General features: G+C 73.1%; 19 protein-coding genes. 12 read left to right on the forward strand and 7 right to left on the reverse strand.

Annotation, left to right across the window (positions count from 1 at the left end):
• Positions 1-5: 5 nt before the first annotated feature.
• Together MicB006_RS06440 and MicB006_RS06445 are read right to left on the reverse strand one after the other, a co-directional pair.
• Positions 6-1,181: a sorbosone dehydrogenase family protein gene (locus tag MicB006_RS06440; RefSeq protein ID WP_116504518.1), complete on the reverse strand. Its 1,176-nt coding sequence runs from the start codon at positions 1,179-1,181 to the stop codon at positions 6-8.
• 95 nt (positions 1,182-1,276) lie between these two features.
• Entirely contained in the window at positions 1,277-3,082 is a 1,806-nt protein-coding gene (locus MicB006_RS06445; RefSeq protein WP_116504521.1) for a SpoIIE family protein phosphatase, read from the reverse strand.
• Between the two features lie 143 nt (positions 3,083-3,225).
• On the opposite strand from MicB006_RS06445, the gene MicB006_RS06450 reads away from it, so the two are divergent.
• The gene (locus MicB006_RS06450) at positions 3,226-4,152 is read left to right on the forward strand and encodes a 2-hydroxyacid dehydrogenase (protein WP_116504523.1); all 927 of its coding nucleotides are present in this window, start codon (positions 3,226-3,228) and stop codon (positions 4,150-4,152) included.
• Here the strand turns inward: MicB006_RS06450 and MicB006_RS06455 are convergent.
• Positions 4,146-4,529, reverse strand: a complete 384-nt coding sequence (locus MicB006_RS06455) for a PH domain-containing protein (protein ID WP_192900198.1) — start codon at positions 4,527-4,529, stop codon at positions 4,146-4,148. The two genes, MicB006_RS06450 and MicB006_RS06455, sit on opposite strands and share 7 nt — an antisense overlap.
• Before the next feature lie 388 nt (positions 4,530-4,917).
• Here MicB006_RS06455 and MicB006_RS06460 point away from each other — a divergent pair, with 388 nt between their 5' ends.
• Positions 4,918-7,221 (forward strand): EAL domain-containing protein, encoded by a 2,304-nt coding sequence (locus MicB006_RS06460; RefSeq protein WP_116504526.1) that lies wholly within the window; start codon positions 4,918-4,920, stop codon positions 7,219-7,221.
• 11 nt (positions 7,222-7,232) lie between these two features.
• Here MicB006_RS06460 and MicB006_RS06465 read toward each other — a convergent pair whose 3' ends face one another.
• On the reverse strand, positions 7,233-8,255 hold the full coding sequence (locus MicB006_RS06465; protein ID WP_116504528.1) for a LacI family DNA-binding transcriptional regulator: 1,023 nt from the start codon (positions 8,253-8,255) through the stop codon (positions 7,233-7,235).
• Between the two features lie 363 nt (positions 8,256-8,618).
• Here MicB006_RS06465 and MicB006_RS06470 point away from each other — a divergent pair, with 363 nt between their 5' ends.
• The 6 genes from MicB006_RS06470 (at position 8,619) to MicB006_RS06495 (ending at position 16,380) form a co-directional block, all read left to right on the forward strand.
• Positions 8,619-9,902 carry an ABC transporter substrate-binding protein gene (locus tag MicB006_RS06470; RefSeq protein ID WP_116504530.1) on the forward strand — a complete coding sequence of 428 codons (1,284 nt, stop codon included), beginning with the start codon at positions 8,619-8,621 and terminating at the stop codon, positions 9,900-9,902.
• 70 nt (positions 9,903-9,972) lie between these two features.
• Positions 9,973-10,974, forward strand: a complete 1,002-nt coding sequence (locus MicB006_RS06475; RefSeq protein ID WP_116504532.1) for a carbohydrate ABC transporter permease — start codon at positions 9,973-9,975, stop codon at positions 10,972-10,974.
• A complete protein-coding gene (locus MicB006_RS06480; RefSeq protein WP_116504534.1) occupies positions 10,971-11,831 on the forward strand; it encodes a carbohydrate ABC transporter permease in 861 nt (286 codons plus the stop codon). The genes MicB006_RS06475 and MicB006_RS06480 overlap by 4 nt, the downstream gene beginning before the upstream one ends.
• Positions 11,828-14,275: a glycoside hydrolase family 2 protein gene (locus tag MicB006_RS06485; protein WP_116504536.1), complete on the forward strand. Its 2,448-nt coding sequence runs from the start codon at positions 11,828-11,830 to the stop codon at positions 14,273-14,275. Before MicB006_RS06480 ends, MicB006_RS06485 begins: the two co-directional genes overlap by 4 nt.
• A 78-nt stretch (positions 14,276-14,353) precedes the next feature.
• Complete coding sequence (locus tag MicB006_RS06490; protein WP_013284484.1) at positions 14,354-14,692, forward strand: helix-turn-helix transcriptional regulator; 339 nt, start codon at positions 14,354-14,356, stop codon at positions 14,690-14,692.
• Complete coding sequence (locus tag MicB006_RS06495) at positions 14,689-16,380, forward strand: SulP family inorganic anion transporter (protein WP_116504537.1); 1,692 nt, start codon at positions 14,689-14,691, stop codon at positions 16,378-16,380. The genes MicB006_RS06490 and MicB006_RS06495 overlap by 4 nt, the downstream gene beginning before the upstream one ends.
• Here the strand turns inward: MicB006_RS06495 and MicB006_RS06500 are convergent.
• Entirely contained in the window at positions 16,377-17,060 is a 684-nt protein-coding gene (locus MicB006_RS06500; protein ID WP_116504539.1) for a DUF4386 domain-containing protein, read from the reverse strand. The genes MicB006_RS06495 and MicB006_RS06500 overlap by 4 nt on opposite strands.
• A gap of 87 nt (positions 17,061-17,147) precedes the next feature.
• On the opposite strand from MicB006_RS06500, the gene MicB006_RS06505 reads away from it, so the two are divergent.
• From MicB006_RS06505 to MicB006_RS31960, 3 genes are all read left to right on the forward strand, one after another.
• Positions 17,148-17,852: a TetR/AcrR family transcriptional regulator C-terminal domain-containing protein gene (locus MicB006_RS06505; RefSeq protein ID WP_116504542.1), complete on the forward strand. Its 705-nt coding sequence runs from the start codon at positions 17,148-17,150 to the stop codon at positions 17,850-17,852.
• Between the two features lie 311 nt (positions 17,853-18,163).
• Positions 18,164-19,558, forward strand: a complete 1,395-nt coding sequence (locus MicB006_RS06510; protein ID WP_116504544.1) for a stress response protein — start codon at positions 18,164-18,166, stop codon at positions 19,556-19,558.
• Between the two features lie 246 nt (positions 19,559-19,804).
• Positions 19,805-19,978, forward strand: a complete 174-nt coding sequence (locus MicB006_RS31960; RefSeq protein WP_174534966.1) for a hypothetical protein — start codon at positions 19,805-19,807, stop codon at positions 19,976-19,978.
• A gap of 93 nt (positions 19,979-20,071) precedes the next feature.
• Here MicB006_RS31960 and MicB006_RS06515 read toward each other — a convergent pair whose 3' ends face one another.
• The gene (locus MicB006_RS06515) at positions 20,072-20,794 is read right to left on the reverse strand and encodes a hypothetical protein (protein WP_225980668.1); all 723 of its coding nucleotides are present in this window, start codon (positions 20,792-20,794) and stop codon (positions 20,072-20,074) included.
• Between the two features lie 82 nt (positions 20,795-20,876).
• Complete coding sequence (gene ilvD / locus MicB006_RS06520) at positions 20,877-22,724, reverse strand: dihydroxy-acid dehydratase (protein WP_116504548.1); 1,848 nt, start codon at positions 22,722-22,724, stop codon at positions 20,877-20,879.
• Between the two features lie 110 nt (positions 22,725-22,834).
• Here ilvD and MicB006_RS06525 point away from each other — a divergent pair, with 110 nt between their 5' ends.
• On the forward strand, positions 22,835-25,282 hold the full coding sequence (locus MicB006_RS06525) for a bifunctional diguanylate cyclase/phosphodiesterase (protein ID WP_116504550.1): 2,448 nt from the start codon (positions 22,835-22,837) through the stop codon (positions 25,280-25,282).
• Positions 25,283-25,320 lie beyond the last annotated feature (38 nt).

The raw sequence follows: 25,320 nt of genomic DNA on the forward strand, positions 1-25,320 counted from the left end.
CCGGATCAGCTCCGGCCGGCGCCCCCGTCGGCGAAGACCAGCCGCAGGAGGCGGTCGTCCTCGGCGGCGGGCCGGCCCCGCCCGTCCCGGTTCGAGGTGCTCACCCAGAGTGAGCCGTCCGGGGCCACCGCCGCCGCCCGGAGCCGGCCGTACTTGTCGGTGAGCAGGTCGCGCGGCTGACCGAGGACGGTCCCGTTGCCGGCCAGCTCCACCAGCCAGAGCCGCTGCCCGCGCAGGCAGGCGGTGACCAGCAGCCGGTCCACGGCGGCCAGGCCGGAGCAGGAGGCGTCACCGGTGGGCCACTGCGTGATCGGGTTGACGTAGCGCCTGTCGTCGCTGCGCCCCTCCACCCGGGGCCACCCGTAGTTGCCGCCCTTGTTGATCGGGTTGATCTCGTCCCAGGTGTTCTGCCCGAACTCCACCGCGTACATCTTCTTGTCCGGCGTCCAGGCGAAGCCCTGCACGTTGCGGTGCCCGGTCGACCAGACCGGCGACCCGGCGGTCGGGTTGCCCGGCGCCGGCTTGCCGTCCGGGGTGATCCGCAGGATCTTGCCGCCGAGGCTCTTCGCGTCCTGGGCGTTCTCGGTGCGCCCGGCGTCCCCGGTGCTGGCGTAGAGGAAACCGTCCGGGCCGAAGCCCAGCCCGCCGCCGTTGTGCGTGCCGGCCTTCGGGATGCCGGTGAGGATCGGCGTCGGCGCCTGCCCGAGCCGCATCTTGGCGATCCGGTTGTCGTTCTCGGCGGTGTAGTAGACGAAGATCGTCCGGTCCTGCTCGTACGCCGGGGAGACCGCGATGCCGAGCAGGCCGCCCTCGCCTCCGGCGACCACGTCCGGCACGGTCTGCACCGGCCGCACGGCAAGCCCGTCCGGGCCGGACTCCGGGCCGACCTGGAGGATCCGCCCCTTGTCCCGCTCGGTCACCAGCGCCGCGCCGTCGGGCAGGAACGCGATGCCCCACGGCACCTCCAGGCCCTTGGCCAGCACGGTGGCGACCACCTGCTGGCCGGCCCCACCCGGGCTGGCGGTGCTGGACGGGCTCGGCAGGTTGGGTGGCGCGCCGGCCGGGTCCGGCTCGGGCTCGCCGAGGGCGCAACCGGCGCTGCCCAGCAGCAGCGCCGCGCAGGACACCGCCAGCGCCGTGCGGAGCCGGCGGACACGGGGGTACGGAAGAGGCGCTCTCACCCGGCCCAGCCTAGCCGGGCGAAGCGCCGAACCGGGCAGGTCGAGCGTCGTTCGATCGGCCTGTCGAACAGGGCGGAGAAGCCGGACCGGTCCGCTCAGCCGGCGCGCAGGGCCAGCAGGGCGACGTCGTCCTCGCGGCGGTGCGCGGCGGCGAGCAGCCGATCGCAGAGGAGGTCCAGCGATCCGCCCGGCCCGTTGGCGCCGAGGTGGGCGAGCAGGTCGGCCTGCCCCTCGTCGATCGGCCGGTCCCGGCGCTCGATCAACCCGTCGGTGTGCAGCAGCAGCGTGTCGCCGGAGGCGAGGACCAGCGTCCGGCCGGTACGCCGCGGCACGTGGGCCAGGCCGAGCAGCGGGCCGCGTCCTTCGGCCACCGAGACCGTGCCGTCCGCCCGGACCAGCACCGGCGGCGGGTGTCCGGCGTTGCACCAGGAGACCCGCAGCCCGTCCGCGTCCGGGCGGATCCGGGCCAGCACCGCGGTGGCGACAGTGGGCACCCGCAGCCCGCCCATGGCCCGGTCGAGTTGGGCCACCAGCTTCTCCACCGGGTCGTCGCGCCCGTACGCGTTGCCGCGCACCAGGTTGCGCAACTGACCCATGGTGGCCGCCGCCTCGATGTCGTGACCGGCGACGTCACCGATCGCGGCCACCAGCTCGCCGTCGGGCTGGACGAACGCGTCGTACCAGTCGCCACCGACCTCGACCCGGTCCGCGACCGGCAGATAGCGGGCGGCCAGCTCGATCCCCGGCACCGTCGGCAGGGTGGGCAGCATGCTGTGCTGGAGCACCTCGGCGACGTGGCGCTGCTCGCCGTAGAGACGGCTGTTGCCGACCGCCTGTCCGGCGCGTACCCCGATGTCCTGCGCGGTGCGCAGGTCGCTGTCGTCGAAGCCGCGCCGGCCCGGACGGTTGACGAGCGTGACGGCCCCGATGATCCGGTCCCCGGCGGCGGTGATCGGCACGGTCAGGTGGGAGCCGACGCCGAGCCGCTCGGCGAGCGGCACCAGCTCCGGGTGGGTGCCGCCGCGCGCCACGTCCGCCAGCCCGGCCACCGCGCGCACCACCGGCCGCCCGGTGCGCAGCACCGACCGGATCTGCGACTCCGGGCCGAGGCCGGTGACCAGCAGCTCGGCGAAGCGGGCCAGGTCATGCTCCCGGTCGGCGTCCCGGTGCACGCCGGTGACGCTGCGCGGGCGGCCCGCCGGGTCGACGAGCGTGATGAGGCACCAGTCGGCGAGCAGCGGCACCATGGCGTGCCCGAGCCGGTCGACGGCGGTGGCCACGTCGAGCGTGCCGCCGAGCATCTGGCTCATCCCGGCCAGCATGGCGAGCCGGCCGTGCGCCTCCTCGGCCCGGCGGCGGGCCTCCTCGGCGCCACGGACCGCGATGCGCAGCCGCAGCTCCGAGGAGCACGCGGCCGCCAGGTCGGCGAGCGTACGCAACTGCTCCGCGGTCCAGGCCCGGGGCTTGCTGTCGATCGCGCAGAGCGAGCCGAGCACCCGCCCGTCCAGGTCGGTGAGCGGCATTCCGGCGTACGCCACCACGCCCAGGTCCTCGATGGCCAGGTTGAGGCGTACCCGGGGAGAGAGGCGGGCGTCGGGCAACACCAACGGCATTTCGACGTCCACCACGTGCTGGCAGAACGAGTGGCTCAGCGGTGTCTGCCGTCGTGCCGCCCAGGGCTCCGGCAGCCCGGTCGCGCCGGGAAAGAACTGCCGGTCGGCGTCGACCAGGGAGACCAGCGCGACCGGCACGTCGAGCAGGTCGCCGACCAGCCGGGCGAACCTGTCGAACGCCTCGTCGGGCACGGCGTCGAGCCGGGTCTCCTCGAGCGCACGCAACCGGTCGGGATCGGCCAATGCGGGAATCGGCACGGACATCCGCCCCGGGCCGTCCTCGCTCATCGCCACCGCCCTCAGCAACCGTAACGCCCGGCCGGCGTCCCGCACTCGGTTATACCCCGCAGGACCGCCACTCCATTCCCGGCGCGGTGTTCGTCACGGGTCACGCCGCGCCCACCGTCCCGGGGCCGATATCGTCGGCGGTCGTGAAGGCATGGATCCCGCACCCCGAGGGCCTCCGGCTGCTCGGCGAGCCACCGCCCGGCGTCACCGTGGAGCTGCTGGCGGACCCGGACCGGCTCCCGTCGTCCCCCGACGGGGTGCGGTTCTGGGTACCGCCGTTCCTGTCCGGCCCGGACGCCGGCGCGTTCCTGGCCCGGCTGCCGGACGTCGAGGTGGTGCAGCTTCTCTCCGCCGGCGCGGACGCCTGGGTCGGGCGCGTCCCGGACGGCGTGACGCTCTGCGACGCCCGGGGCGTGCACGACTCGCACACCGCCGAGTGGGTGGTGGCCGCGATCCTGTCCTCGCTGCGCGGGTTCGCGCCGCTGGCCCGGGCGCAGGCGCGGCGCGAGTGGGCGTACGACGAGGTGGCGCCGACCGACGAACTGGCCGGCAAGCGCGTGCTCATCGTGGGCGCCGGCTCGATCGGCGCGGCGGTACGCGACCGGCTCGCCCCGTTCGAGGTGAGCTTCACGCTGGTGGCCCGTACGCCGCGACCGGACCAGGGCGTGCACGGGGTGGACGAGCTGCCCGCGCTGCTGCCCGGGGCGGACGTGGTGGTGCTGCTGGTGCCGCTGACCGACCAGACCCGCGGTCTGGTCGACGAGCGTTTCCTGGCCGCGATGCCGGACGGCGCGTTGCTGGTGAACGCCGCGCGGGGGCCGGTGGTCAGCACCCCGGCGCTGCTCGCCGAGCTGGCCTCGGGGCGCCTGCGCGCGGCGGTGGACGTCACCGATCCGGAGCCGCTGCCCGCCGACCATCCTCTGTGGGAGCTGCCGAACCTGCTGCTCACCCCGCACATCGGCGGCTCGGTACGCGGTCTGCTGCCCCGGGCGTACCGCCTGGTGGCCGAGCAACTGCGCCGGTACGCGGCCGGGGAGGAGCTGACGAACCGGGTGGTAGACGGCTACTGATCGTTCGCCTCACCGGGCAGCTCCTGCCCGGTGACGGCGATCAGCTGGGGCAGCTCGGTGGCGCGTACCGCCGGCAGCATGACGACTTCGCCGTCGTCGAGCCGGGCGAGCGCGCGGCCCCGGGCGTCGCCGGCCAGTTCGGCGACGCGCGTCCACGGCACCCGGCGTTGCCCGGCGAGCGCCCGCAGCGGCAGTTCCGAGGCGTCGGCGTCGGTGCCGGAGCGCCACGCCCAGACCGCCACCGCGACCGGGACGAGCAGCACCCAGAGCAGCCACCAGCGGGCGGAGGCCAGCGGCAGCGCGCCGATGGCGGCGACGATCGCGGCGACCAGGATGGCCTGGTTGTGTCGGAAACGGACGGTATCGGCACGGCTCACCCTCCGATGATCCCACCCGGCCGACTCCCCCCACCCCTCGCCCCGGCCCGCCTCGCGGTGCAAGCCGCTCCCATCGCGGCCCAACCACTCTGGAGATCTTGGTGCGTCTCCGCCCTCCCGAGGGCGATTGCGTACCAAGATCTCGTCAGGGAGAGGGGCGGGGGTGTGACGCATGTCACTGGTGTGGTGACGTCACCAGGCGCTTCCGGGATCGTTTCTAGGCGTGGCCGCAGCGGTCCCCGCCGATGCGTCCCGCCTGCCCCGACCCCCGCACGTCGTACCGCGAACCGCAACCGCACCGCCCCCGTGCCCCCTCACGAAGGCGACCGCCGTGCCCGTCCCTCCTCCCGCCGGTCCCCGTCGGCGGCCACCCCTGTCCGATGTCGCCGTGTCGCTCACCGGCGCGGTCTTTCTCCTGGCGGGCGTCGCCGGGCTTCTACCCGGCCCGGCCGCCGCCGCGCTCGCCGTCGCCGGTGGCTCCGCGCTCGCCTGCGTCCGGCTCGCCTGGCTGGCCGGCGGAGCGCTGCCCGCCGCTCCGAGCGACCTCACCCCGAACGTGCCGCCGACCGTCGACGCCCGAACCACCGAATCGCCGGCCCGGAGCGCGGGCGCCGCCCTGCCCGAGCGCCGGGACGTCGCTGCGCCGGGCGTGACGACGGGGCGGCAGGCGCGCCGGGTCGCCCTGTCCCGCCGGGTCGCCGCGATCCTGGACGCCGCCGTCCTGGTCGCCGGGCTCACCGTCGCGGTGCTGCCGCTGAGCGATCCCGCGCACCGGCTGCCGATCGCGCTGACCGGGCTGTGCCTCACCACGCCGCTGTACGTGACGGCGCTGCTGCGCCTGCCCGGCCGGTCCCGGATGTCCGGCCCCGAGTTGGTGCGCCGTGGCGTCGACGTGCTCGCGCTCGGCGTCAGCCTGGTCTTCGCCGGCTGGATGCTGCTGCCGGGCGGCCCGGTCCGGGCCGTCGCCGGGATCGCCGCGTCGGGCGGCGCGGTGGTGCTGGCCGTGCTCGTGGTGGCGGCCCTCGCCGAACGCCGCCGCCGGCCGGGCGCCGCGGGTTGCCACGCCGGGGCGGCGCTGACGCTCGGCGGGTTGACGCTGCTGGTGGTGCTGCTGGCGTACGACGCGCCGGAACGGGCGCTGCCGGTGGTCGCGGCGCCGCTGCTGGCGGGAGCGCTGCTCACCGTCGCCGGCCTGCGGCGCGCCTGGGCGGGGGAGCGGCCGGGCCGGGACCTGGCACCGGCCGCCTGGCCCCGCCTGACCGCGCCGGCCGGGATCGCCGCGCTGGCCGCCGGTGTCCACCTGTGCGCGGTGGGGGAGTTCAGCACCGGCGCGATGGCCCTGGGCCTGGCGGTCATTCCGCCGATCATGGCGGGGGAACTGCTCGCCGCCGCGGACCAGCGTCGCCGGGTGCAACGGCTCGCGGCCCGTGAGGCGTGGTTGCGGTGCCGGCTCGGACCGGACGCCCGGGTCGCCGAGCCCGCGCCGTTGACCCGCGCGGATCTGGTCCGGGCGATGGCGCAGCGCAGCGGCGGTGCCCTGCTCGTGGTCGACCTGCACGGCGAGGGCGCCGCCGTGCCGGAGGGCCCGGTCCTCACCGAGGTCGCGCGCCGGCTCCGGGCCGGCGCCGAGGCGCACGATCTGGTCGGCCGGCTCGGCGACACCGAGTACGCGATCCTCACCGACCTCGGGCCGGTGCTCGCGTACGCGCTCGGCACGCGGCTGCTGGCAGCGCTGGCCGAGCCGTACCCGCGGCCGTCCGGGGCGGCCCGGGTGCGGGTGAGCGTCGGGCTGGCCGAGACCGGCGGCGGCGAACCGGAGGACGTGTTGCGCCAGGCCGACCTGGCCCGGCGCCGGGCGGTGCAGCTCGGCCGGGACCGGGTCGAGTGGTACGACGCCTATCTGGAGGAGCAACTGGTCCGGCGCCTGGATCTGGAACGGGAGCTGCCCGGGGCGGTGGCGCGCGGTGAGCTGGACCTGGTCTACCAGCCGGTGGTGGCGCTCGCGGAGCGGGTGCCGGTCGGCACCGAGGCGTTGCTGCGCTGGCGCAGTCCCACGCTGGGCACCGTGCTGCCGGCGGAGTTGCTGCCGGTGGCGGCCGACCTCGATCTGGTCGGCGAGATCGGGCGCTGGGTGGTGGACCGGGCCTGCCGCCAGCTCGCCGCGTGGTCGGAGGGCGGCCGGGAGCTGTGGATGGCGGTGAACGTGACGCCGCGCGAGCTGGCCGCGCCGGACTTCGTGGCGCGTACCGCTACCGCGCTGGCCGCGTACGACGTGTCGCCGGAGCGGCTGGTGGTGGAGGTGGCCGAGCCGGCTGTGGGCGCCGAGTTGTCCACCGTGGTGGCCCGGCTCGCCGGCCTCCGCTCGATCGGCGTGCGTACCGCGCTCGACGACTTCCGCGCCGAGCACGCCTCGCTCGCCCAGCTCCGCCGCCTCCCGATCGACCTGCTCAAGGTGGGCCCGCACCTGGTCGGGCCGGGTGGGGACGGGCAGCGCCCGCTGATCGACGTGGTGGCGAACCTGGCCGACCGGCTCGGCGTGGAACTGGTGGTCGAGGAGCTGGAGTCGGAGGGGCAGGTGGCCGGCGCGCGGCGGGCCGGCTGCCGGTACGGGCAGGGCTTCGCGCTGGCCCGGCCGGCGACCGCCGAGCGGGTCGAGGCGTGGTTCGAAGAGTTCCCGTCCGCCGCCCGATGAGCTGAACCGGTTCAGCGCCCCGTGCGAGGTGGCGCGGTGCTGCCGCGCGGCGTGAGGTGCGCGGTCTCGTCCTGGACCACGGCGGCCGGCTCACCGGCGATCACCGCCAGGAGCTGCCGGGCGGCGTGCGCGCCGTACGCCGGGATGTCCCGGCCCAGCGCGGTCAGCGGCGGGTGCACCAGCCGGCAGAGCGGCGAGTCGTCCCAGGCCACTATGGACAGGTCGCCGGGGACGGTCAGGCCCATCTCCTGGGCCACCGAGAGCCCGGCGATCGCCATCACGTCGTTGTCGTAGACGACAGCCGTCGGCCGAGCGGCGGAGCTGAGCAGCCGGCGGGTGGCCCGCGCGCCCTCCTCGCCGGTGTAGTCGGACCAGACCGTGTGCGCCTCGTCCAGCCCGAGCCGCCGGCACACGCCGGTGAACGCCTCGGTGCGGATCTCGGTGTGCAGCAGCGACGGCAGCCCGCCGACCCGGGCGATGCGCCGGTGCCCGAGCGCGACCAGGTACTCCACCGTCTCGACCAGCGCCGCCGCGTCGTCGGACCAGACGCTCGCCAGGCCACCGGTGTGGCCGGGGCCGCCGATCACCACCGCCGGCAGTTGCAGCTCCTCCAGCGCCGGCACCCGCCGGTCGTCGGTGCGCAGGTCGCAGACGAGCACGCCGTCGACCCGGCGTTCGGCCCACCACCGCCGGTACACGGCGATCTCGGCCTCCTGGTCGCTGACCACCTGGAGGGTGAGCGCGTACGAGCGGGCCGACAGCTCGGCCTCGACGCCGCTGATCAGCTCCATGAAGAACGGCTCGATGCCGAGTATCCGGGCGGGGCGGCACAGCGCCAGCCCGACCGCCTTGGCGGTCGCGCCGGACAGCGCGCGGGCGGCGCTGCTCGGCCGGAACCCGATCTCGGCGGCGATCGCGAGGATGCGCTGGCGGGTCGCCTCGGAGACGCCGGGCTGGCCGTTGAGCGCGTACGACACCGCGCCCTTGGAGACCCCGGCCCGCCGGGCGACGTCGGCGATGGTCGGCCGCTTCACCGCAGCGTTCCTCCACTGTGTCCGGCCCTCGCGGGCGTTCTCGGTCGCCGGGCTCACCGGCGTCTGGTGACGCTACTGCACCGCCGCCGCGGCCCGGTCGGCGTGGGCGGCGGCCGGCCGGGGTGTCCGGCGGCCACTGCTTGTGCGGTTCAGTTTAGTGCGCCTGCCGCTCTCCCCGGTCACCCGGTGTCCGGGCAAATGCCCCTCCACCTGCGGTCCGGTAAGGCGGTGCGGTTACCGGGCCGGCACGTGCGTAACCGCCCGTTGACAGCCCTGGGGGTGAACCGTACGGTGGCCTCACTTATCCGGTTCAGTCAACGTTCCTCGATATGTGGAGCGTTCCCATTCGGCGCGGAGGATGAGATGAGACGGTCCTGGACGCACCTGGCGCGCGTGACCGCCGCCGGTGCCGTCGCCCTGGTCATGGTCGCCGCGTGCAGCGGCCGGAGCACCACCGGCGGCTCGGACGCGGGTGGCGGTCAGGTGACGCTGAAAATCAACTTCTGGGGCGACTTCGGCCTGCAGGACCTCAAGGCCAGGTACGAGGCCGAGCACCCGAATGTCAAGATCCAGCTCAACTCGGGCGAGTACAACGCCCAGCACGAGGACCTGCAGAAGAAGCTCGTCGCGGGCAACGGCGCGCCGGACATCGCGGCGATCGACGAGGGCTTCATGGTCCAGTTCCGCAGCCAGTCCGACAAGTTCGTCAACCTGCTCGACAAGGGCGCCGGCTCGTACGAGAGCAAGTACCTGCCCTGGAAGTGGAAGCAGTCGCTGTCGGCCGACGGCAAGACGCAGATCGGCCTCGGCACCGACGTCGGCGGCTTGGCCATGTGCTACCGCACCGACCTGTTCAAGGCCGCCGGCCTGCCCACCGAACGCGACCAGGTGTCCGCGCTCTGGCCCACCTGGGACAGGTTCATCGAGGTCGGCCAGCAGTACACCGCCACGACGAAGAAGAAGTTCATCGACGCCGGCACCAACCTGTTCAACCCGATCCTCGGCCAGCAGCCGGTCGGGTTCTACGACGAGCAGGACCAGCTCCGGATGGAGCAGGGCCCGAAGGTGGCGTTCGACTACACGGTCAAGGCCGTGGGCGCCGGGCTGTCGGCCAACCTGGTCAGCTTCCAGGCCGACTGGGACAAGGGCTTCACCAGCGGCGCGTTCGCGGTGCTGGCCTGCCCGGCCTGGATGCTCGGTCACATCAAGGACACCGCGCCCGGCACCCAGGGCAAGTGGGACATCGCCGCGGTACCGGGTGGCGGCGGCAACTGGGGTGGCTCCTTCCTGACGCTGCCCAAGCAGGGCAAGAACGTCGACGAGGCGTACAAGCTGCTGACCTGGCTGGTCGCGCCGGAGCAGCAGATCGAGATCTTCAAAAAGGTCGGGAACCTGCCGTCGCAGCCGGCGCTCTACGCCGACCCGGCCATCGCCGACTTCAAGAACCCGTTCTTCAACGACGCCCCGGTCGGCCAGATCTTCCCGAAGATGGCGCAGGGCCTCACCCCGCAGTACCTGGGCCGCAAGAACGGCCCGACCCGGGTGGCGGTGGAGAACGTGATCCGGCGGGTGGAGAACAAGTCGCTCAAGTCCGACGCCGCCTGGTCCGAGGCGGTCAAGGAGGCCGAGAAGGCCGCGAAGTCCTGACACGTCAGCGGTGACGGGGCGGCCCGGTCCGCCCCGTCCCCGTCCGATCTCCCGGCCCTGGAGTGAACAGATGTCCAGCACCCGTGCCGCGCCGTCCCGCCGCCAACCCGTGCCGCAGCGCGGCAGTGCCGGCGACCGGCGGATGACCTGGCGCGACCGGCTGTACCGCTTCGACATGCGCTACATGCCGTACCTGATGATCGCGCCGTTCTTCCTGCTCTTCATCGTGTTCGGGCTGTTCCCGCTGCTGTTCAACGCGGTCGTGTCGCTGCGGAACTACCGGCTGGACGACCCGACGCTGCCGTACTGGGCGGGCATGGAGAACTTCAGCCGCCTGATCGCCGACGAGGACTTCTGGAACGCCCTGGCCAACACGTTCGGCATCTTCCTGCTCTCCACGGTGCCGCAACTGCTGCTCGCACTGCTCGTCGCGTCGCTGCTCAACCGCAAGCTCCGGGCGCAGACGTGGTGGCGGGTCGGCGTGCTGCTGCCGTACGTGACACCGATCGTGGCCTCGACGATGGTGTTCAGCGTCTTCTTCTCCCGCGACTTCGGCATGGCGAACTGGGCGCTCGGCCTGCTCGGCATCGGCGGCGCGGACGACCCGATCGACTGGCGGGCCGGCAAGCTCCAGGCCTGGATCGCCATCGCCACGATGGTCAACTGGAAGTGGATCGGCTACAACGCGCTGCTCTACCTGGCCGCCATGCAGTCCATCCCGCGTGACGTCTACGAGGCCGCGGCGATCGACGGCGCCGGGCAGTGGAAGCAGCTGTGGCGGATCACCGTCCCGATGATCCAGCCGGTGGTCCTGTTCACAGTCATCCTCTCCACCATCGGCGGGTTGCAGCTGTTCACCGAGCCGATGCTGTTCGACCCGAACGCGCAGGCTGCGACCGGCGGGCCGGACGGTGAGTGGCAGACCATCGCCCAGCTCATCTACAAGGTCGGCTGGAAGGACCTGAACCTCGGCTACGCCGCCGCCATGTCCTGGGCGCTGTTCCTGATCATCCTGATCGTGGCCGGCCTCAACTACCTGCTGACCAACCGACTCTCCGGAGGCCGCCGGTGACGACCCGACGTGTGGTGGCCCGGGCCCCGCAGGACACCCCGGCCGGCCTCTGGACCTACTTGCTCCTCGCGGTCAGCATGCTGTTCGCCGCGTTCCCGCTCTACTGGATGTTCGTCATCGCCACCAGCAACGACGAGGCGCTGGCGAAGCTACCGCCCGCGGTGATCCCCGGCGACCGGTTCCTGACGAACGTCGAGGAGGTCTTCTCCCTCCAGGACGTCTACTTCGCCGCGTCGCTCGTCAACAGCGTCATCGTCTCCGCGGTGGTGACCGCCTCGGTGCTGTTCTTCTGCTCGCTGGCCGGGTTCGCGTTCGCCAAGCTGCGCTTCAAGGGCAGCGGCGCGCTGATGCTGTTCGTGGTGCTCACGCTCACCGTGCCCAACCAGCTCGGGATCGTCGCGCTCTACATCGTGATGGGCGAGCTCGGCTGGAACGGCACGCTGCTGGCGGTCATCGCGCCCGGCCTGGTCACCGCGTTCGGCGTGTTCTACATGCGGCAGTTCATCGTGAACACCGTCCCGGACGAGCTTGTCGAGTCGGCCCGGGTCGACGGTGCCACGACCATGCGGGTGTACGCGACGATCGTGCTCCCGGCGATCCGCCCGGCCCTGGCGGTGCTCGGCCTGCTCACGTTCGTGGCCACCTGGAACGACTTCCAGTGGCCGCTGATCACGCTCAGCGGCACCGACTACCCGACGTCGATGGTGGCGGTCTCCGACCTGGCAAGCGGCAACTACGTGATCTACCGGCGGGTGCTCGCTGGCGCGTTCATCGCCACCGTCCCCCTGCTGGTCATGCTGTTCATCGGTGGACGTCAGATCGTCCGCGGAATCATGGAAGGCGCGGTGAAGTCGTGAGCCGTCGAATGTCGCTGCACGAGGGGTGGACGCTGCGGGCCGAGCCCGGCCCGGCGGTGCCACCGGAGATCGCCGGGCTGGCGGTGCCGGCGACGGTGCCCGGCTGTGTGCACACCGACCTGCTCGCGGCCGGCCTCATCCCCGACCCGTACCGGGACGACAACGAGAACCGCCTCACCTGGATCGGCCGCACCGACTGGGTCTACCAGACCACGTTCGGGTGGCGGCCCGGCGACGACGAGCGGGTCGACCTGGTCTGCGCCGGCCTGGACACCGTCGCCACAGTGACGCTCAACGGCGTCGAGGTCGGCCGCACCGAGAACCAGCACCGCTCGTACCGCTTCGACGTCCGCGCGCTGCTGCGCCCGGACGGCAACACCCTGGCCGTACGCTTCGACTCCCCCTACCGGTACGCCGAGGCGCACCGGGACCGGCTCGGCGACCGGCCCAACGCCTATCCGGAGCCGTTCCACTTCATCCGCAAGACCGCCTGCAACTTCGGCTGGGACTGGGGACCGACGCTCGTCACCGCCGGCATCTGGCGCGACATCGGCCTGCACGCCTGGTCCACGGCTCGGCTCGCGTCGGTCCGGCCGCTCGTCACTGTGGTCGACGGCGTCGGCCGGGTCGAGCTGCACGCCGAGGTGGAGCGGACCGGCGACGAGCCGCTGACCGTCCGTGCCGCCGTCGCCGGGGTCACCGCCGAGATCGCCGTACCGGCGGGGGAGCGGACCGCCGTCGTGACGCTCACCGTCGCGGACCCCGCGCTGTGGTGGCCCATCGGGTACGGCGACCAGCCGCGCTACGACCTCGACGTGAGCCTGCACGCAGCCGACGGCCGGGAGCTGGACGCCGAGTCCCGCCGGATCGGGTTCCGCTCGGTACGGCTGGACACCACGCCCGACGCCCACGGCACCCCGTTCGCGCTGCACGTCAACGACGTGCCGGTATGGGTGAAGGGCGTCAACTGGATCCCCGACGACGCGTTCCCGAACCGGGTCACCCGGGACCGTCTCGCGCAGCAGTTCGGCCAGGCGGCCGGCGCGCACGTCAACCTGCTGCGCGTCTGGGGCGGCGGCCGGTACGAGTCGGACGACTTCTACGACCTGGCCGACGAGATGGGGCTGCTGGTGCAGCAGGACTTCCTGTTCGCCTGCGCGGCGTACCCGGAGGAGGAGCCGTTCCGCGCCGAGGTCGAGGCGGAGGCGCGGGAGCAGGTCACCCGGCTCACCGGGCACCCGTCGCTGGTGCTCTGGACCGGCAACAACGAGAACATCTGGGGCTGGCACGACTGGGACTGGCAGGAGCCCCTGGCCGGGCGCACCTGGGGACGCGGCTACTACCTGGAGCTGCTCCCCGCCGTCGTCGGCGAACTGGACCCGACGGTCCCGTACTGGCCGGGAAGTCCCTGGTCCGGCAGCGAGGAACTGCACCCCAACGACCCGGCGCACGGCACCACGCACATCTGGGACGTGTGGAACACCGACGACTACACCCGCTACCGGGACTACGTGCCGCGGTTCGTGGCCGAGTTCGGCTACCAGGCGCCGCCCGCGTACGCGACGCTGCGCCGGGCGCTCTCCGACGAACCGCTCGCGCACGACTCGCCGGGCATGGCCCACCACCAGAAGGCCGCCGACGGGGACGGAAAGCTCCGGCGCGGGCTCGACGCCCACCTGCCGCCGCCCGCCGACTTCGACGACTGGCACTACCTCACCCAGCTCAACCAGGCCCGCGCCATCCAGCTCGGCGTGGAGCACTTCCGCTCGCACCGGCCGGTCTGCGCCGGCACCGTCGTGTGGCAGCTGAACGACTGCTGGCCGGTCACGTCCTGGTCGGCGATCGACGGCGACGGCCGTCGCAAACCCCTGTGGTACGCGCTGCGCCGCGCCTACGCCGACCGGCTGCTCACCGTGCAGCCGCGCGACGGTGGGCTGACGCTGGTCGCGGTGAACGAGACCGCCGAGGCGTGGAACGGGCCGGCCACCGTCACCCGGCTGACAGTCACCGGGGAGCCGAGGGCGAAGACCTCGGTCGACCTCGACCTCCCGGCGTACTCCTCGGTGGTGGTGGAACTGCCGGCGGAGCTGGCGCGGCCGGACGACGGCCGCGCCGAACTGCTCGTCGCGGACGCCGGGGACGCCGCGGAGCGCGCGCTGTGGTTCTTCGCCGAGGACCGCGACGTGCGGTGGCCGGCGGCGGAGTGGGACGCGACCGTCGAACCGGCGGACGGCGGCTGGCAGGTCCGGGTGACCGCGCGGACCGTGCTGCGCGACCTGACGCTGTTCGCCGATCGCCTCGACCCGGCCGCGCAGGTGGACCGGGCGCTGGTGACGCTGCTGCCGGGGGAGAGCGTGACGTTCACCGTGCGCGCGCCCGGCCCGCTCGACGCCGACGCGCTCACCCGCCGCCCGGTGCTGCGCTGCGTCAACGACCTGCTCTGAGGCGGTGGACGCCCATCTCCGTCGATTTGAAGACTTCTGCAAGTGCTAAAGTCTTCAGAGTCGTCGGAGGGGTGAGTCATGTCGGTGCCGCTGTACCAGGCCAAGGCGGAGCTGTTCCGCACCCTCGGGCACCCGGTCCGCATCCGGGTGCTCGAACTGCTCCAGGACGGGCCGAAGCCGGTACGCGACCTGCTCGCCGCCATCGACGTGGAGGCGTCGAACCTCTCCCAGCAGCTCGCCGTGCTGCGCCGCGCCGGCATGGTCACCTCCTACCGCGACGGCCCCCTGGTCATGTACGCGCTCAGCACCCCCGACGTGGCCGACCTGCTCGCCGCCGGGCGGCGCATCCTCGGCGCGGTCCTCACCGACCGGGACGCCCTGCTGGACGAACTGCGGGCCTCCGGGACGGACCGGTGAACGGGGCGGCCCTTCGCGCCGGTGACCTCGTCCGGCAGGCGGGCCGGCTGTTCGGCGGGCTGCTGCCCGGCCGGGCCGACTGGGCGGCAGTGCGCCGCTCGCCCCGGCGCGACCTGCTCGCCGGGCTCACCGTCGCCGTGGTGGCGCTGCCGCTGGCGCTGGCCTTCGGCGTCACCTCCGGACTCGGCGCGCAGGCCGGTCTGGTCACCGCCGTCGTCGCCGGGGCGGTCGCGGCGATCTTCGGCGGCTCCAACCTCCAGGTCTCCGGTCCCACCGGGGCCATGACCGTCGTGCTGGTGCCGGTGGTGCAGCAGTTCGGCGCCGGTGGCGTGCTGATGGTCGGCGCGTTGGCCGGGCTGATCCTGATCGCGCTCGCGCTGGCCCGCCTCGGCCGGTACGTCCGCTACCTGCCGACTCCGGTGATCGAGGGCTTCACCGCCGGCATCGCCGTCGTCATCGCGCTGCAACAGGTGCCGGCCGCGCTCGGCGTCACCGCCGCGCACGGCGAGAAGGTGTGGGCGGTGGCCGCCGACGCGGTCGCCCGGTTCGCCGCGCAGCCCCGGCCCGCCGCGATCGCTGTGGCGCTCGGCGTGGCGGCGCTGATGCTGCTCGGCGCCCGGTGGCGGCCCGCCGTGCCGTTCTCCCTGGTCGGGGTGGCCGCCGCCACGATCCTCGCCGAGCTGGCCCCGATCGACCTGGCCCGGATCGGCGAGCTGCCGCAAGGGCTGCCCGCGCCGTCGCTGGCCTTCCTCGACTTCGGCGCGGTGGGCGTGCTGCTGCCCAGCGCCCTCGCAGTGGCCGCGCTCGCCGCGCTGGAGAGCCTGCTCTCCGCCACCGTGGCGGACGGCATGACGGTGAGCGAGCGGCACGACCCCGACCGGGAACTGTTCGGCCAGGGCCTGGCCAACCTCGCCTCCCCGGTGTTCGGCGGCATCCCGGCGACCGCCGCCATCGCCCGTACGGCGGTCAACGTCCGCGCCGGGGCGTCCTCGAAGCTCGCCGCGCTCACCCACGCGGTCGCCCTCGCCGCGATCGTGCTCGCCGCCGCCCCGCTCGTGGGCCGCATCCCGCTGGCCGCCCTGGCCGGCGTGCTGCTCGCCACCACCGTCCGGATGGTGGAGGCGGCCTCCCTGCTGGCGCTGATGCGGGCCACCCGGGCCGACGCGGTGGTGCTGGTGCTGACGTTCGCCGTCACTGTGATCTGGGACCTGGTGACAGCTGTGGTCGTCGGGCTCGCCGCCGCGGTCGTGCTGGCGCTGCGTGCGGTGGCCCGCAGCGCCAGGCTGGAACAGGTGCCGCTGGACACCGGCGAGCACAGCGCCGAGGAGCACGAGCTGCTCGCCGAGCACATCGTGGCGTACCGGCTCGACGGGCCGCTGTTCTTCGCCGCCGCGCACACGTTCCTGCTGGAGCTGGCCGAGGTGGCCGACGTGCGGGTGGTGATCCTGCGGATGTCCCGCGTCTCCACCATCGACGCGACGGGCGCCCAGGTGCTCGGCGACGCCATCGCCCGGCTGCGGGCCCGGGGGATCACGGTGCTGATCTCCGGCATCACCCCGGGCCACGACCAGGTGCTCAGCACGCTCGGCGTCGCCGAGGAGCTGCGCCGCGAGGGCCTGGTGTTCGCGGACACCCCGGCCGCCATCCGGTACGCCCGGGGTGTCGCCCTCGCCGCGAGCCCCGCCTAGGCTCTCGTCACCTCGGCGTCCACCTCCTCCTGCTTCCGCACGCCGAAGACGATCAGGTAGCCGAGGATCCACACCTCGCCCACCGTTGCGGGCACCACCAGCAGGTCACCGGCGATGCCGGCGCCGGGGGCGAGGTACGCGACGAACGTCATGAGCACGTAGCCGACGCCGCCGGCGACGAGGACCCAGCCGAGGGGGCGGGGCAGCCAGCCGGACCGGAGCACGCACCAGCCCATCGGCACCAGCCACAGGCCGAAGAAGAGCCCGCCCACCTCCCACAGGTTCCCGCTGACCAGGTAGAGCAGCTGGACGGTGTCGGCGTCGCCCGGCCCGCCGGTCGCCACCCCCAGGGCCGTGGCGAGCAGGGCCGCGCTGCCGAGGATCGCGACGGCGTTGACGAGCCCGAAGGCGGCGATGCTGCCCGCGGCGGTGCTGTCGACACTGCGGAACAGGCGGTGGAACCAGACGGCGGTGAGCGCCTGTGTCAGGACGACCAGCAGTTCCAGGGCGATGCCGACGCGCGCCAGCGACTCGTGGGCCACCAGGTTGGCGAACGTCGCGCCCGCGTCGTCCGCGTCGAAGATCATCGGGCGGACGGTGAGGAACCCCAGCGCGCCGGTGACGGCGAGCCCGAGGTAGAACAGCCCGGTCACGCGGGCGGTACGGATCAGCTGGTGCATGGCGGCTCCTATGGGGGTGATCGACGTGTCGTGGCTGAGCTTGCCTTACGTCGTAAGGCCGACCATACGTTGTAAGGTCAAGGGGAGATGGGGAGCCGGATGGGAGCGAGGAAACCTCGGGAGCCGCTGAGCCGCGAGCGGGCCCTGGCCAGTGCGATCGCCCTTGTCGACGCGGAAGGGATGGAGGCGCTCACGATGCGCCGGCTCGCCGCCGAACTCGGCGTCGAGGCCATGTCGCTCTACCACCACCTACCCGGCAAGGCCGGACTGCTCGACGGCCTCGTCGACGCGGTCGCCACGGAGATCACCTCAGCCGCCGAGCTTGCCGAGGCGGACGCGCCCGGCGGTGACTGGCGTACCCGGCTGCGGCTGCGCTTCCTCGCCGCGCGCGCGGTCATGCTGCGGCACCCGTGGGCCCCCGCGCTGTTCAGCTCCCGCCCGACCGTCCCCGCCGGGGTGTACGCCTACTACGACGGCATCCTCGCCACCCTCGTCGAGGGCGGCTTCTCGTACCGGATCGCCCACCGGGCGCTGCACGCGTTCGGCAGCATGGCGCTCGGCTTCGCCCAGGAGGTGTTCCGGCCGGACGCGGCCGGGGAAGCCGACGAGGCCGCCGCGGAAGCGGAGATGATGGCGCTGGCCGAACGGCTGCCGCACCTGGCCGCGATGGTCGCCGCCGAGACGCACGACGTGGCCGATCCGACGCTGGGCTGGTGCGACTCTCAGACCGAGTTCGAGTTCACCCTCGACCTGCTCTTCGACGGCCTCGAACGACACCTGCCGCACCCCTGAACCGCCCGCGCGGGCGGGCACGCGAGCTGCCGGGTGGAACGTCATGGGTGTCTCCGCGCCCGTTTGACACCCACGGCGTTCCACCCACGCGACTCGATCCTTGTCATTCGCAGTCAGGTATCGGACTGAGAAGCGGACCAAAGCCGAATTGATGAGCTGGCCTATCCGTCCGGCATTCGGTTTCGACCGGGACGGATCGCTCGACATCCGACTGGTCAACTCTTTCCGTTCGTACGCGCCGATGGTCGCGCCACTTTTCGACCGTGCCCGCGAGTAACTTCTCGTACCACCGCATTCACGAGGAGTCACTTATGTCTGAGGAAGCCTGGCTCGCGGCGCGTCTGATTCCCACCTCGGGCATCAACGGCGCCGAGGAGCAGGAACGCCGGGCGACCTCCGCCCTGCTGGCGGTGATGAGCGCGGTCCGGGAGTTCGGACGTGTCCTGACCCAGTCCGTCGGCGCGCCGGCCGGAGTCGTGCAGACCTTCATCGAGGTTCCCTTCAAGCTCGGAAACCAGCAGCTCTTTCCGGATGGCCTCATCCGCGTCACCAGAGGACAGCGTCAGTGGACCGCACTCGTGGAGGTGAAGACCGGCAGCAACCCGCTGCGATCCGAGCAGTTGGAGGCCTACCTGGACATCGCGCGCGAGCAGGGATTCGACGCCCTCATCACGATCTCCAACGAGATCGCTCCCGTCCCGGGTCAGCATCCGACGACCATCGATCGCCGGAAACTGCGCAAGGTCGCCCTGTATCACCTGCCCTGGACGGAGATCCTGACCCAGGCCGTGATTCAGAAGGAATACCGTGGCATCGCAGACCCGGATCAGGCATGGGTTCTGGGCGAGCTGATCCGATATCTCGAACACCCGCGTTCGGGCGCTCTTGAGTTCAGCGACATGGGACCGGCCTGGGTGCAGGTTCGGGACGGGGTGTCGGCCGGGACGTTGCGGGCCGGCGACGACGCGGCAGCGCAGGTCGCCGGGCGCTTCGACGCCTTGATCCGTTACGCGTGCCTCCGACTCGGCCGACAGTTGGGCACCGACGTCACTCCCGCGCTGAGCCGCCGCGACCTCGCCGATCCGGCCGCACGCACCCAGTCGCTCGCCAATCAACTCGCCGGTGCCGGCACCCTGAGCGGCAGCATCCGCATTCCGGGCGCGGTCGGGCACCTTCACGTGACGGCCGATCTGCGGGCCGGGCAGATCGTCTGCCACGTCGATGTCGACGCTCCGCGGTCCGGCCGACCGACCACCCGGGTGAACTGGCTGGTCCGTCAACTGAAGGACGCGCCGGACACGGTCCGGATCGAGGCATTCGCCATGCACGCCCGGGGCGGTGGCGCCACCGATCTCCTCCGTCAGGTACGCGCCGAGCCGACGACGCTCATCACCGATCCCTCGCGTGAACTGCGGGCCTTCCGTATCGCCCAGAGCGCAGCTGCGGGAACCAAGCGTGGCAGCGGCCGGGGCGCCTTCATCGACTCCGTGCTGCACGCCATCGACGACTTCTACGAGCAGATCATCCAGAACCTCAAGCCGTGGATGCCCGCGGCGCCCCGGTTGCGTACGCCGGAGGACGTGATCCCCGTTCAGCCGGTCGCCTCCAGCCTCGTTTCCACCGCCATCTCGTCCCAGGACAGCCCCGAGTTCGACACCCAGGGAACGCCCGGCGGCTCCGGTTCCTCGGACCGCACCGACGAGTGATCCCACCGTCTCGCCGCCGAGCTTCCGACCCGAGTTGGTTGTTTCGGGCGGACGAGCGTCAGCCCAGTGCGGCCAGGGCGTAGGGCGGGAGTGAGTATTCGGCGTTCTCGCTCTCGGACCACTCGGCGTAGCCGCGCTTGAGCGCCAGGACGCCCTCGACGCGGAGGTGCTCTTCCGGCTCGCCCTGGAACGGACGCCCCCCGGCACCGCCGGGTTCGGGCGGCGCCGGGCGGGTACCAGGGCGGCATGACTGATCCGGTTGAGCTTTCCGAACTGCACGCCGGAGGTGCCGACCCCGACGACGTCACCCCGGACGAGCCGCACGCGGACCTGGACGGAACCGACGAGAACTCACCTGCGGAGTTCGGCCTGCCCATAGACGGCACCGCCCCGGCCGAGGAGGACCCGCCCCGCCCTTGACGCGCCCGCCGCCGTCGCCGGTGCGCGCCGTGGGTGGAACGTCATGGGTGTCTACGGCCCCGTTTGACACCCGTGACGTTCCACTGACCGGCGCTAGTTGGGCAGGGCGGCGAGGCCGGCCAGCAGCTCCCACCGCTCGGCCTCGGTGAGCACCGCGTACGCGGGCTCGTCGCGACGGTCGGTGTCCGCCTCGATCGCCGCGCGCTGCGGCCCGTCCGGCAGCGCGCGGATCTCGTCGGCCGTCAGCCCGGCGGCCCGCCACGCGGCCCGGTGGGCGTCCGCGCGGTGGTGCCGCAGGGAGCCCAGCCGGGTGACGAGCAGCAGCGCCGGGGAGGCGCCCGCCGGCTCGTACGGCGGGGACATCGCCCGGAACACCGGCCCGCCGGTGGCCTGCGCGTACGCCAGCACCCGGCCGACGAGGTCGGCGAGCCGGGGCACGATGGCCAGGCCGGGCAGCACCCCGGGCAGCATGGCCCACAGTTCCTCGGCGGCCTCGCCGGTGGCGCGCTGCGCGAACAGCGTCAGTTCCCGGCCCAGGTCGGTGAGGTGCCACGCGCCCTCGCCGTCCCGCACGACGACGCCCTGCGCCAGCTCCTCGTCCATGCTGCCGGAGGTGTAGACCAGGCCGTCGGCCAGCGCCTCGGCGGGCATCGGCCGGGCCAGTACGCCGGAGAAGAAGCTGTTCTCCGCGCCGAGTGTGCAGCCCCGCTCGGCGTAGAACGCCTCCATCCGGGCGCGGGCTGCCCAGCGGGCGCCCACGTAGACCCGGTCGATCGCCGGGCGGACCAGTCGCGCGTAGCTCACAGTCGTCTCCACGCCGCCGGACGTTACCGGCGCGCGGGCGTTAAGAAGGGCCCCCTCCTCTACCGCAGGCGTTAAGAGGGGGCCCTTCCTTACGTCACTCGGGGACGCGGCGGTAGGCGCCGTCGCTGGCCGAGGTCGCCATCGACGCGTACGCGCGCAGCGCCGCCGACACCGGCCGCTGCCGGTCGACAGGGGTGTACGGGCGGTCCCGCTTCTCCTCGGCCACCCGGCGCGCCTCCAGCTCGTCGGCGGGGACGTTCAGCTCGATCGACCGGCCCGGGATGTCGATGACGATCTCGTCGCCGTCGCGGACCAACGCGATCAGCCCACCGGAGGCCGCCTCGGGGGAGACGTGGCCGATGGACAGGCCGGACGTGCCGCCGGAGAACCGGCCGTCGGTGAGCAGCGCGCAGGAGCGGCCCAGCCCACGGCCCTTGAGGAACGAGGTCGGGTAGAGCATCTCCTGCATGCCGGGGCCGCCCTTCGGGCCCTCGTACCGGATCACCACCACGTCTCCGGCGACGATCTCCTTGGCGAGGATCGCGGTCACCGCGTCGTCCTGCGACTCGTAGACCTTGGCCGGGCCGCGGAACGTCAGGCACTCCTCGGGCACACCGGCGGTCTTCACCACGCAGCCGGCCGGCGCGAGGTTGCCGTGCAGGATGGCCAGCCCGCCGTCCGCGCTGTACGCGTGCTCCCGGTCGCGGATGCAGCCGCCGGCCGCGTCGGTGTCCAGCGACGACCAGCGGTTGGCGGTGGAGAACGGCTCGGTGGTGCGCACCCCGCCCGGGGCGGCGTGGAACAGCTCGATCGCCTCCGGCGTGGCGGAGCCGCCGCGCACGTCCCAGTCGGCCAGCCACTTGTCGAGGCCGGGGGAGTGCACCGCCCGCACGTCGCGGTGCAGCAGCCCGGCGCGGTCCAGCTCGCCGAGGATGGCCGGGATGCCGCCGGCCCGGTGCACGTCCTCCATGTGGTAGTTCGGCGAGTTCGGTGCGACCTTGGCCAGGCACGGCACCCGGCGGGAGATCTCGTCGATGTCGGCCACGCCGAAGTCCAGCTCCGCCTCGCGGGCGGCGGCGAGCAGGTGCAGCACCGTGTTCGTCGAGCCGCCCATGGCCACGTCGAGGGCGATCGCGTTCTCGAACGCCTCCCGGCCGGCGATCGAGCGCGGCAGCACCGAGGCGTCGTCCTTCTCGTACCACTGCTTGGCGATCTCCACGACGGTGCGCCCGGCCTCGACGAACAGCGACCGGCGCGCGGCGTGGGTGGCGAGCGTCGAGCCGTTGCCGGGCAGCGCCAGGCCGATCGCCTCGGTGAGGCAGTTCATCGAGTTGGCGGTGAACATGCCGGAGCAGGAGCCGCAGGTCGGGCACGCGGAGCGCTCGATCTCGCCGAGCTGGTCGTCGGTGACCGCCTCGTTCGAGGAGGCGATCATGGCGTCGATCAGGTCGATCTTGGAGTGGACGACACCCTCGATCGCCACCGTCTTGCCGGCCTCCATCGGGCCGCCGGAGACGAAGACGGTGGGGATGTTGAGCCGCAGCGCGGCGAGCAGCATGCCCGGGGTGATCTTGTCGCAGTTGGAGATGCAGACCAGGGCGTCCGCGCAGTGCGCGTTGACCATGTACTCCACCGCGTCGGCGATCAGCTCCCGGCTGGGCAGGGAGTAGAGCATGCCGCCGTGGCCCATGGCGATGCCGTCGTCCACGGCGATGGTGTTGAACTCCCGCCCCACGCCGCCGGCCTCGGCCACCGCGTCGGCGACCAGGCCGCCGAGGTCCTTGAGGTGGACGTGACCGGGTACGAACTGGGTGAAACTGTTGGCGATGGCGACGATCGGCTTGCCGAAGTCGTCGTCGGTCATCCCGGTGGCCCGCCAGAGGGCCCGGGCGCCGGCCATCGTCCGACCGTGGGTGGAGGTCCTCGACCGCAGCTCAGGCATGACACCCAGTCTGACACCATCCCCGCGGCGCGCCCCCGCCGCGCACCCTGTGTCCCAACAGTTGCACACCCGGTGCCCCACGGGGGGCGCTCATCCGGCACAGTTGACGCGTGCAGTCGTCCCCGGGGATGGTCACCGTCGCGGCGCTGAGCGGGATCGCCGCGGCCGCCGCCACGGCGCTGCTCGCCGCGTCCGCGCGGCGTCGCACCGGCCCTCGCCGGCAGGCCCACCTGTGGCTTGCCGTCGCCGCCGGGGCGGCCCTGCTCGGCCTGCTGGTCGGTCTCGCCGGCCTGTTCGCGGCCGGGGACCACTGGGCGCACCGGCAGGGCCAGCGGACCGGCTGGGCGATCCTGGTCGCGGTGGGCACCACGCTCGCCGGGCTCGGTCTCGGCGCCGCCGTCCTCCGGCTGCCCGGCGCCGCCGCGACCCGCGCCACCACCGCCCGGCTGTTGCTCGACGGCCTGATCATGGGCAGCGCGCTCTGGTTCGCCGGCTGGGTGGCGTTCAGCGAGCCGACCCGGCTCCTCGGCGACGCCACGCCGACCGCCTGCCTGCCGATCCTGCTGGCCACGATCATCGCGGCGCTGACCACCGGGCTGACAGTGATCCTGGTGCTGCGGGTCGCGCCGCCACGCGGGTGGCTGACCCTGCTCGGCGTCGGCGCGATAGCGGTCACCGCGGGCGGGCTGGGCGTCTCGGCCGGGCTCTGCCAGGCCGGTCCCGGCTTGGCGCTGACCGGCGCCGCGCTGACCGCCGCCGGCCTGCTCGCCACCGCCGTGGCCGGCCGCCGGGCCGACCTGATGCAGCTCGACGTCGATCTCATCCGGCGCGACGGCGAGTACGCCTTCGTGCCGATGTTCGCCATCGCCGCCTCCGCGATGTACCACCTGGTGCAGGGCGGTGGGTTCGACGGGTACGCCATCGTGGCCGGCACCGTCGAGGGCTTCGCCCTGGTCACCCGGCAGTACCTGGCGCTCAACGACGTACGCGGCTACGCGGGCCGGCTGGCCGAGCGGGAGGCGCACTTCCGTGAGCTGGCGCACACCGACCCGCTCACCGGGCTGGCGAACCGGCGCGGGCTGCTGCGGGCGCTGCACCGCGGCGCCGAGGCGGGTGTGCCCTGCGTCCTGCTCGGGCTCGACCTGGACGGGTTCAAGAACGTCAACGACATGCGGGGCCACGACGTCGGCGACGCGGTGCTGATCGAGGTGGGGCGGCGGCTGCGGGGCAACCTGCGGCCCGGTGACCTGGCGGCCCGGCTCGGCGGTGACGAGTTCGCGGTGCTGATGCACGGGTCGGCCGATCCGGGCCCGGTGGCCGACCGGCTGCTCGGGGTGCTCGGCCGTCCGTACGAGCAGGGCGACGGGCCGGTCTTCCTGTCGGTGAGCATCGGGGTGGCGGCCGGGCACGGCGAGGCGGACGTGGAGCTGCTGCTGCGCAACGCCGACCTGGCCCTGCGCTACGCCAAGCAGCGGGGCAAGAACCGGATCGAGCGCTACGACGCGACCTACGACCAGTTGCTGAGCCGGCGTACCCGGCTGGAGCACGAGCTGCGCGGCGCGATCGAGCGCGACGAGCTGCGGCTGGTCTTCCAGCCGGTGGCCTCGCTGCCGTCGGTGCGGCCGGTCGGCGCGGAGGCGCTGCTGCGCTGGCGTCACCCGGAGCTGGGCAACGTCCGGCCGGACGAGTTCATCCCGCTCGCCGAGGAGTGCGGGATGATCGCCAAGCTCGGCGCGTGGGTGCTGCACCAGGCCTGCTACCAGCTCTCCCGCTGGCTCGCCGACGGGCACGACGTGTGGGTGTCGGTGAACGTCTCACCGCGCGAGCTGCACGCGCCCGAGTACGTGGTCCAGGTCGCCGAGGCGCTGCGCGCGCACCACGTGCCGCCGCAGCGGCTGGTGCTGGAGGTGACCGAGCACGCGGTCGCCACCGACGTGGACGAGCTGATCCGGCGGCTCACCGCGCTGCGGCTGACCGGCGTCCGGATCGCGCTGGACGACTTCGGCGCCGGCTACTCCTCGCTCGGCCAGCTCCGGCGGCTGCCGATCGACATTCTCAAGATCGACCACAGTCTGGTCGCCGAGCACGAGCCGGTCCGGCCGGTCGGGCGGGATGGTCCGGCGTTCGCCCCGATGGTCGACATCGTCATGCGCCTGGGGCACCAGCTCGGCCTGGAGGTGATCGCCGAGGGTGTGACCAACCCGACGGAGCTGGCAGCCGTGGTGGCCGCCGGCTGCCGGTTCGGTCAGGGGGCGCTGTTCGGCTGGGGCGTACCGGCCGAGCACCTGGAGGCCATGCTGGAGGCGGCGACCGCGCCCGGGAACCGGCACACCGCGATGCCCCAGGCGCCACCGGCCCCGCCGGCGCACAGCCCGTCCCCGTTGCTGCCCCGGTTGCGTAACAACCCGCCCGCCGCGGTGCCCGCCCAGCGTCCTCCGATGGAGGGATCTTCGCAGGTGGGGCCGGGGGCGGAGGGCATGCCGGGTACCGAAACGCCCACGTCCGTGAACCAAAATGTGGGATCAGTTGACTCATCGCGTGAGATGCGTCAGGCTTAGCCGCATGTCGTCGAACCGGTCGCCGCGAGTACTTACCT

The organism is Micromonospora sp. B006 (assembly GCF_003408515.1).
Classification (GTDB): Bacteria; Actinomycetota; Actinomycetes; order Mycobacteriales; family Micromonosporaceae; genus Micromonospora; species Micromonospora echinospora_A.

What these genes read in the sequence shown, in the direction of transcription:
- ilvD (WP_116504548.1), bottom strand. Translation starts at nt 22,724, where the DNA reads ATGCCTGAGCTGCGGTCGAGGACCTCCACCCACGGTCGGACGATGGCC.
- MicB006_RS06500 (WP_116504539.1), bottom strand. Translation starts at nt 17,060, where the DNA reads ATGCACCAGCTGATCCGTACCGCCCGCGTGACCGGGCTGTTCTACCTC.
- MicB006_RS31960 (WP_174534966.1), top strand. Translation starts at nt 19,805, where the DNA reads ATGACTGATCCGGTTGAGCTTTCCGAACTGCACGCCGGAGGTGCCGAC.
- MicB006_RS06505 (WP_116504542.1), top strand. Translation starts at nt 17,148, where the DNA reads ATGGGGAGCCGGATGGGAGCGAGGAAACCTCGGGAGCCGCTGAGCCGC.
- MicB006_RS06445 (WP_116504521.1), bottom strand. Translation starts at nt 3,082, where the DNA reads ATGAGCGAGGACGGCCCGGGGCGGATGTCCGTGCCGATTCCCGCATTG.
- MicB006_RS06475 (WP_116504532.1), top strand. Translation starts at nt 9,973, where the DNA reads ATGTCCAGCACCCGTGCCGCGCCGTCCCGCCGCCAACCCGTGCCGCAG.
- MicB006_RS06470 (WP_116504530.1), top strand. Translation starts at nt 8,619, where the DNA reads ATGAGACGGTCCTGGACGCACCTGGCGCGCGTGACCGCCGCCGGTGCC.
- MicB006_RS06490 (WP_013284484.1), top strand. Translation starts at nt 14,354, where the DNA reads ATGTCGGTGCCGCTGTACCAGGCCAAGGCGGAGCTGTTCCGCACCCTC.
- MicB006_RS06510 (WP_116504544.1), top strand. Translation starts at nt 18,164, where the DNA reads ATGTCTGAGGAAGCCTGGCTCGCGGCGCGTCTGATTCCCACCTCGGGC.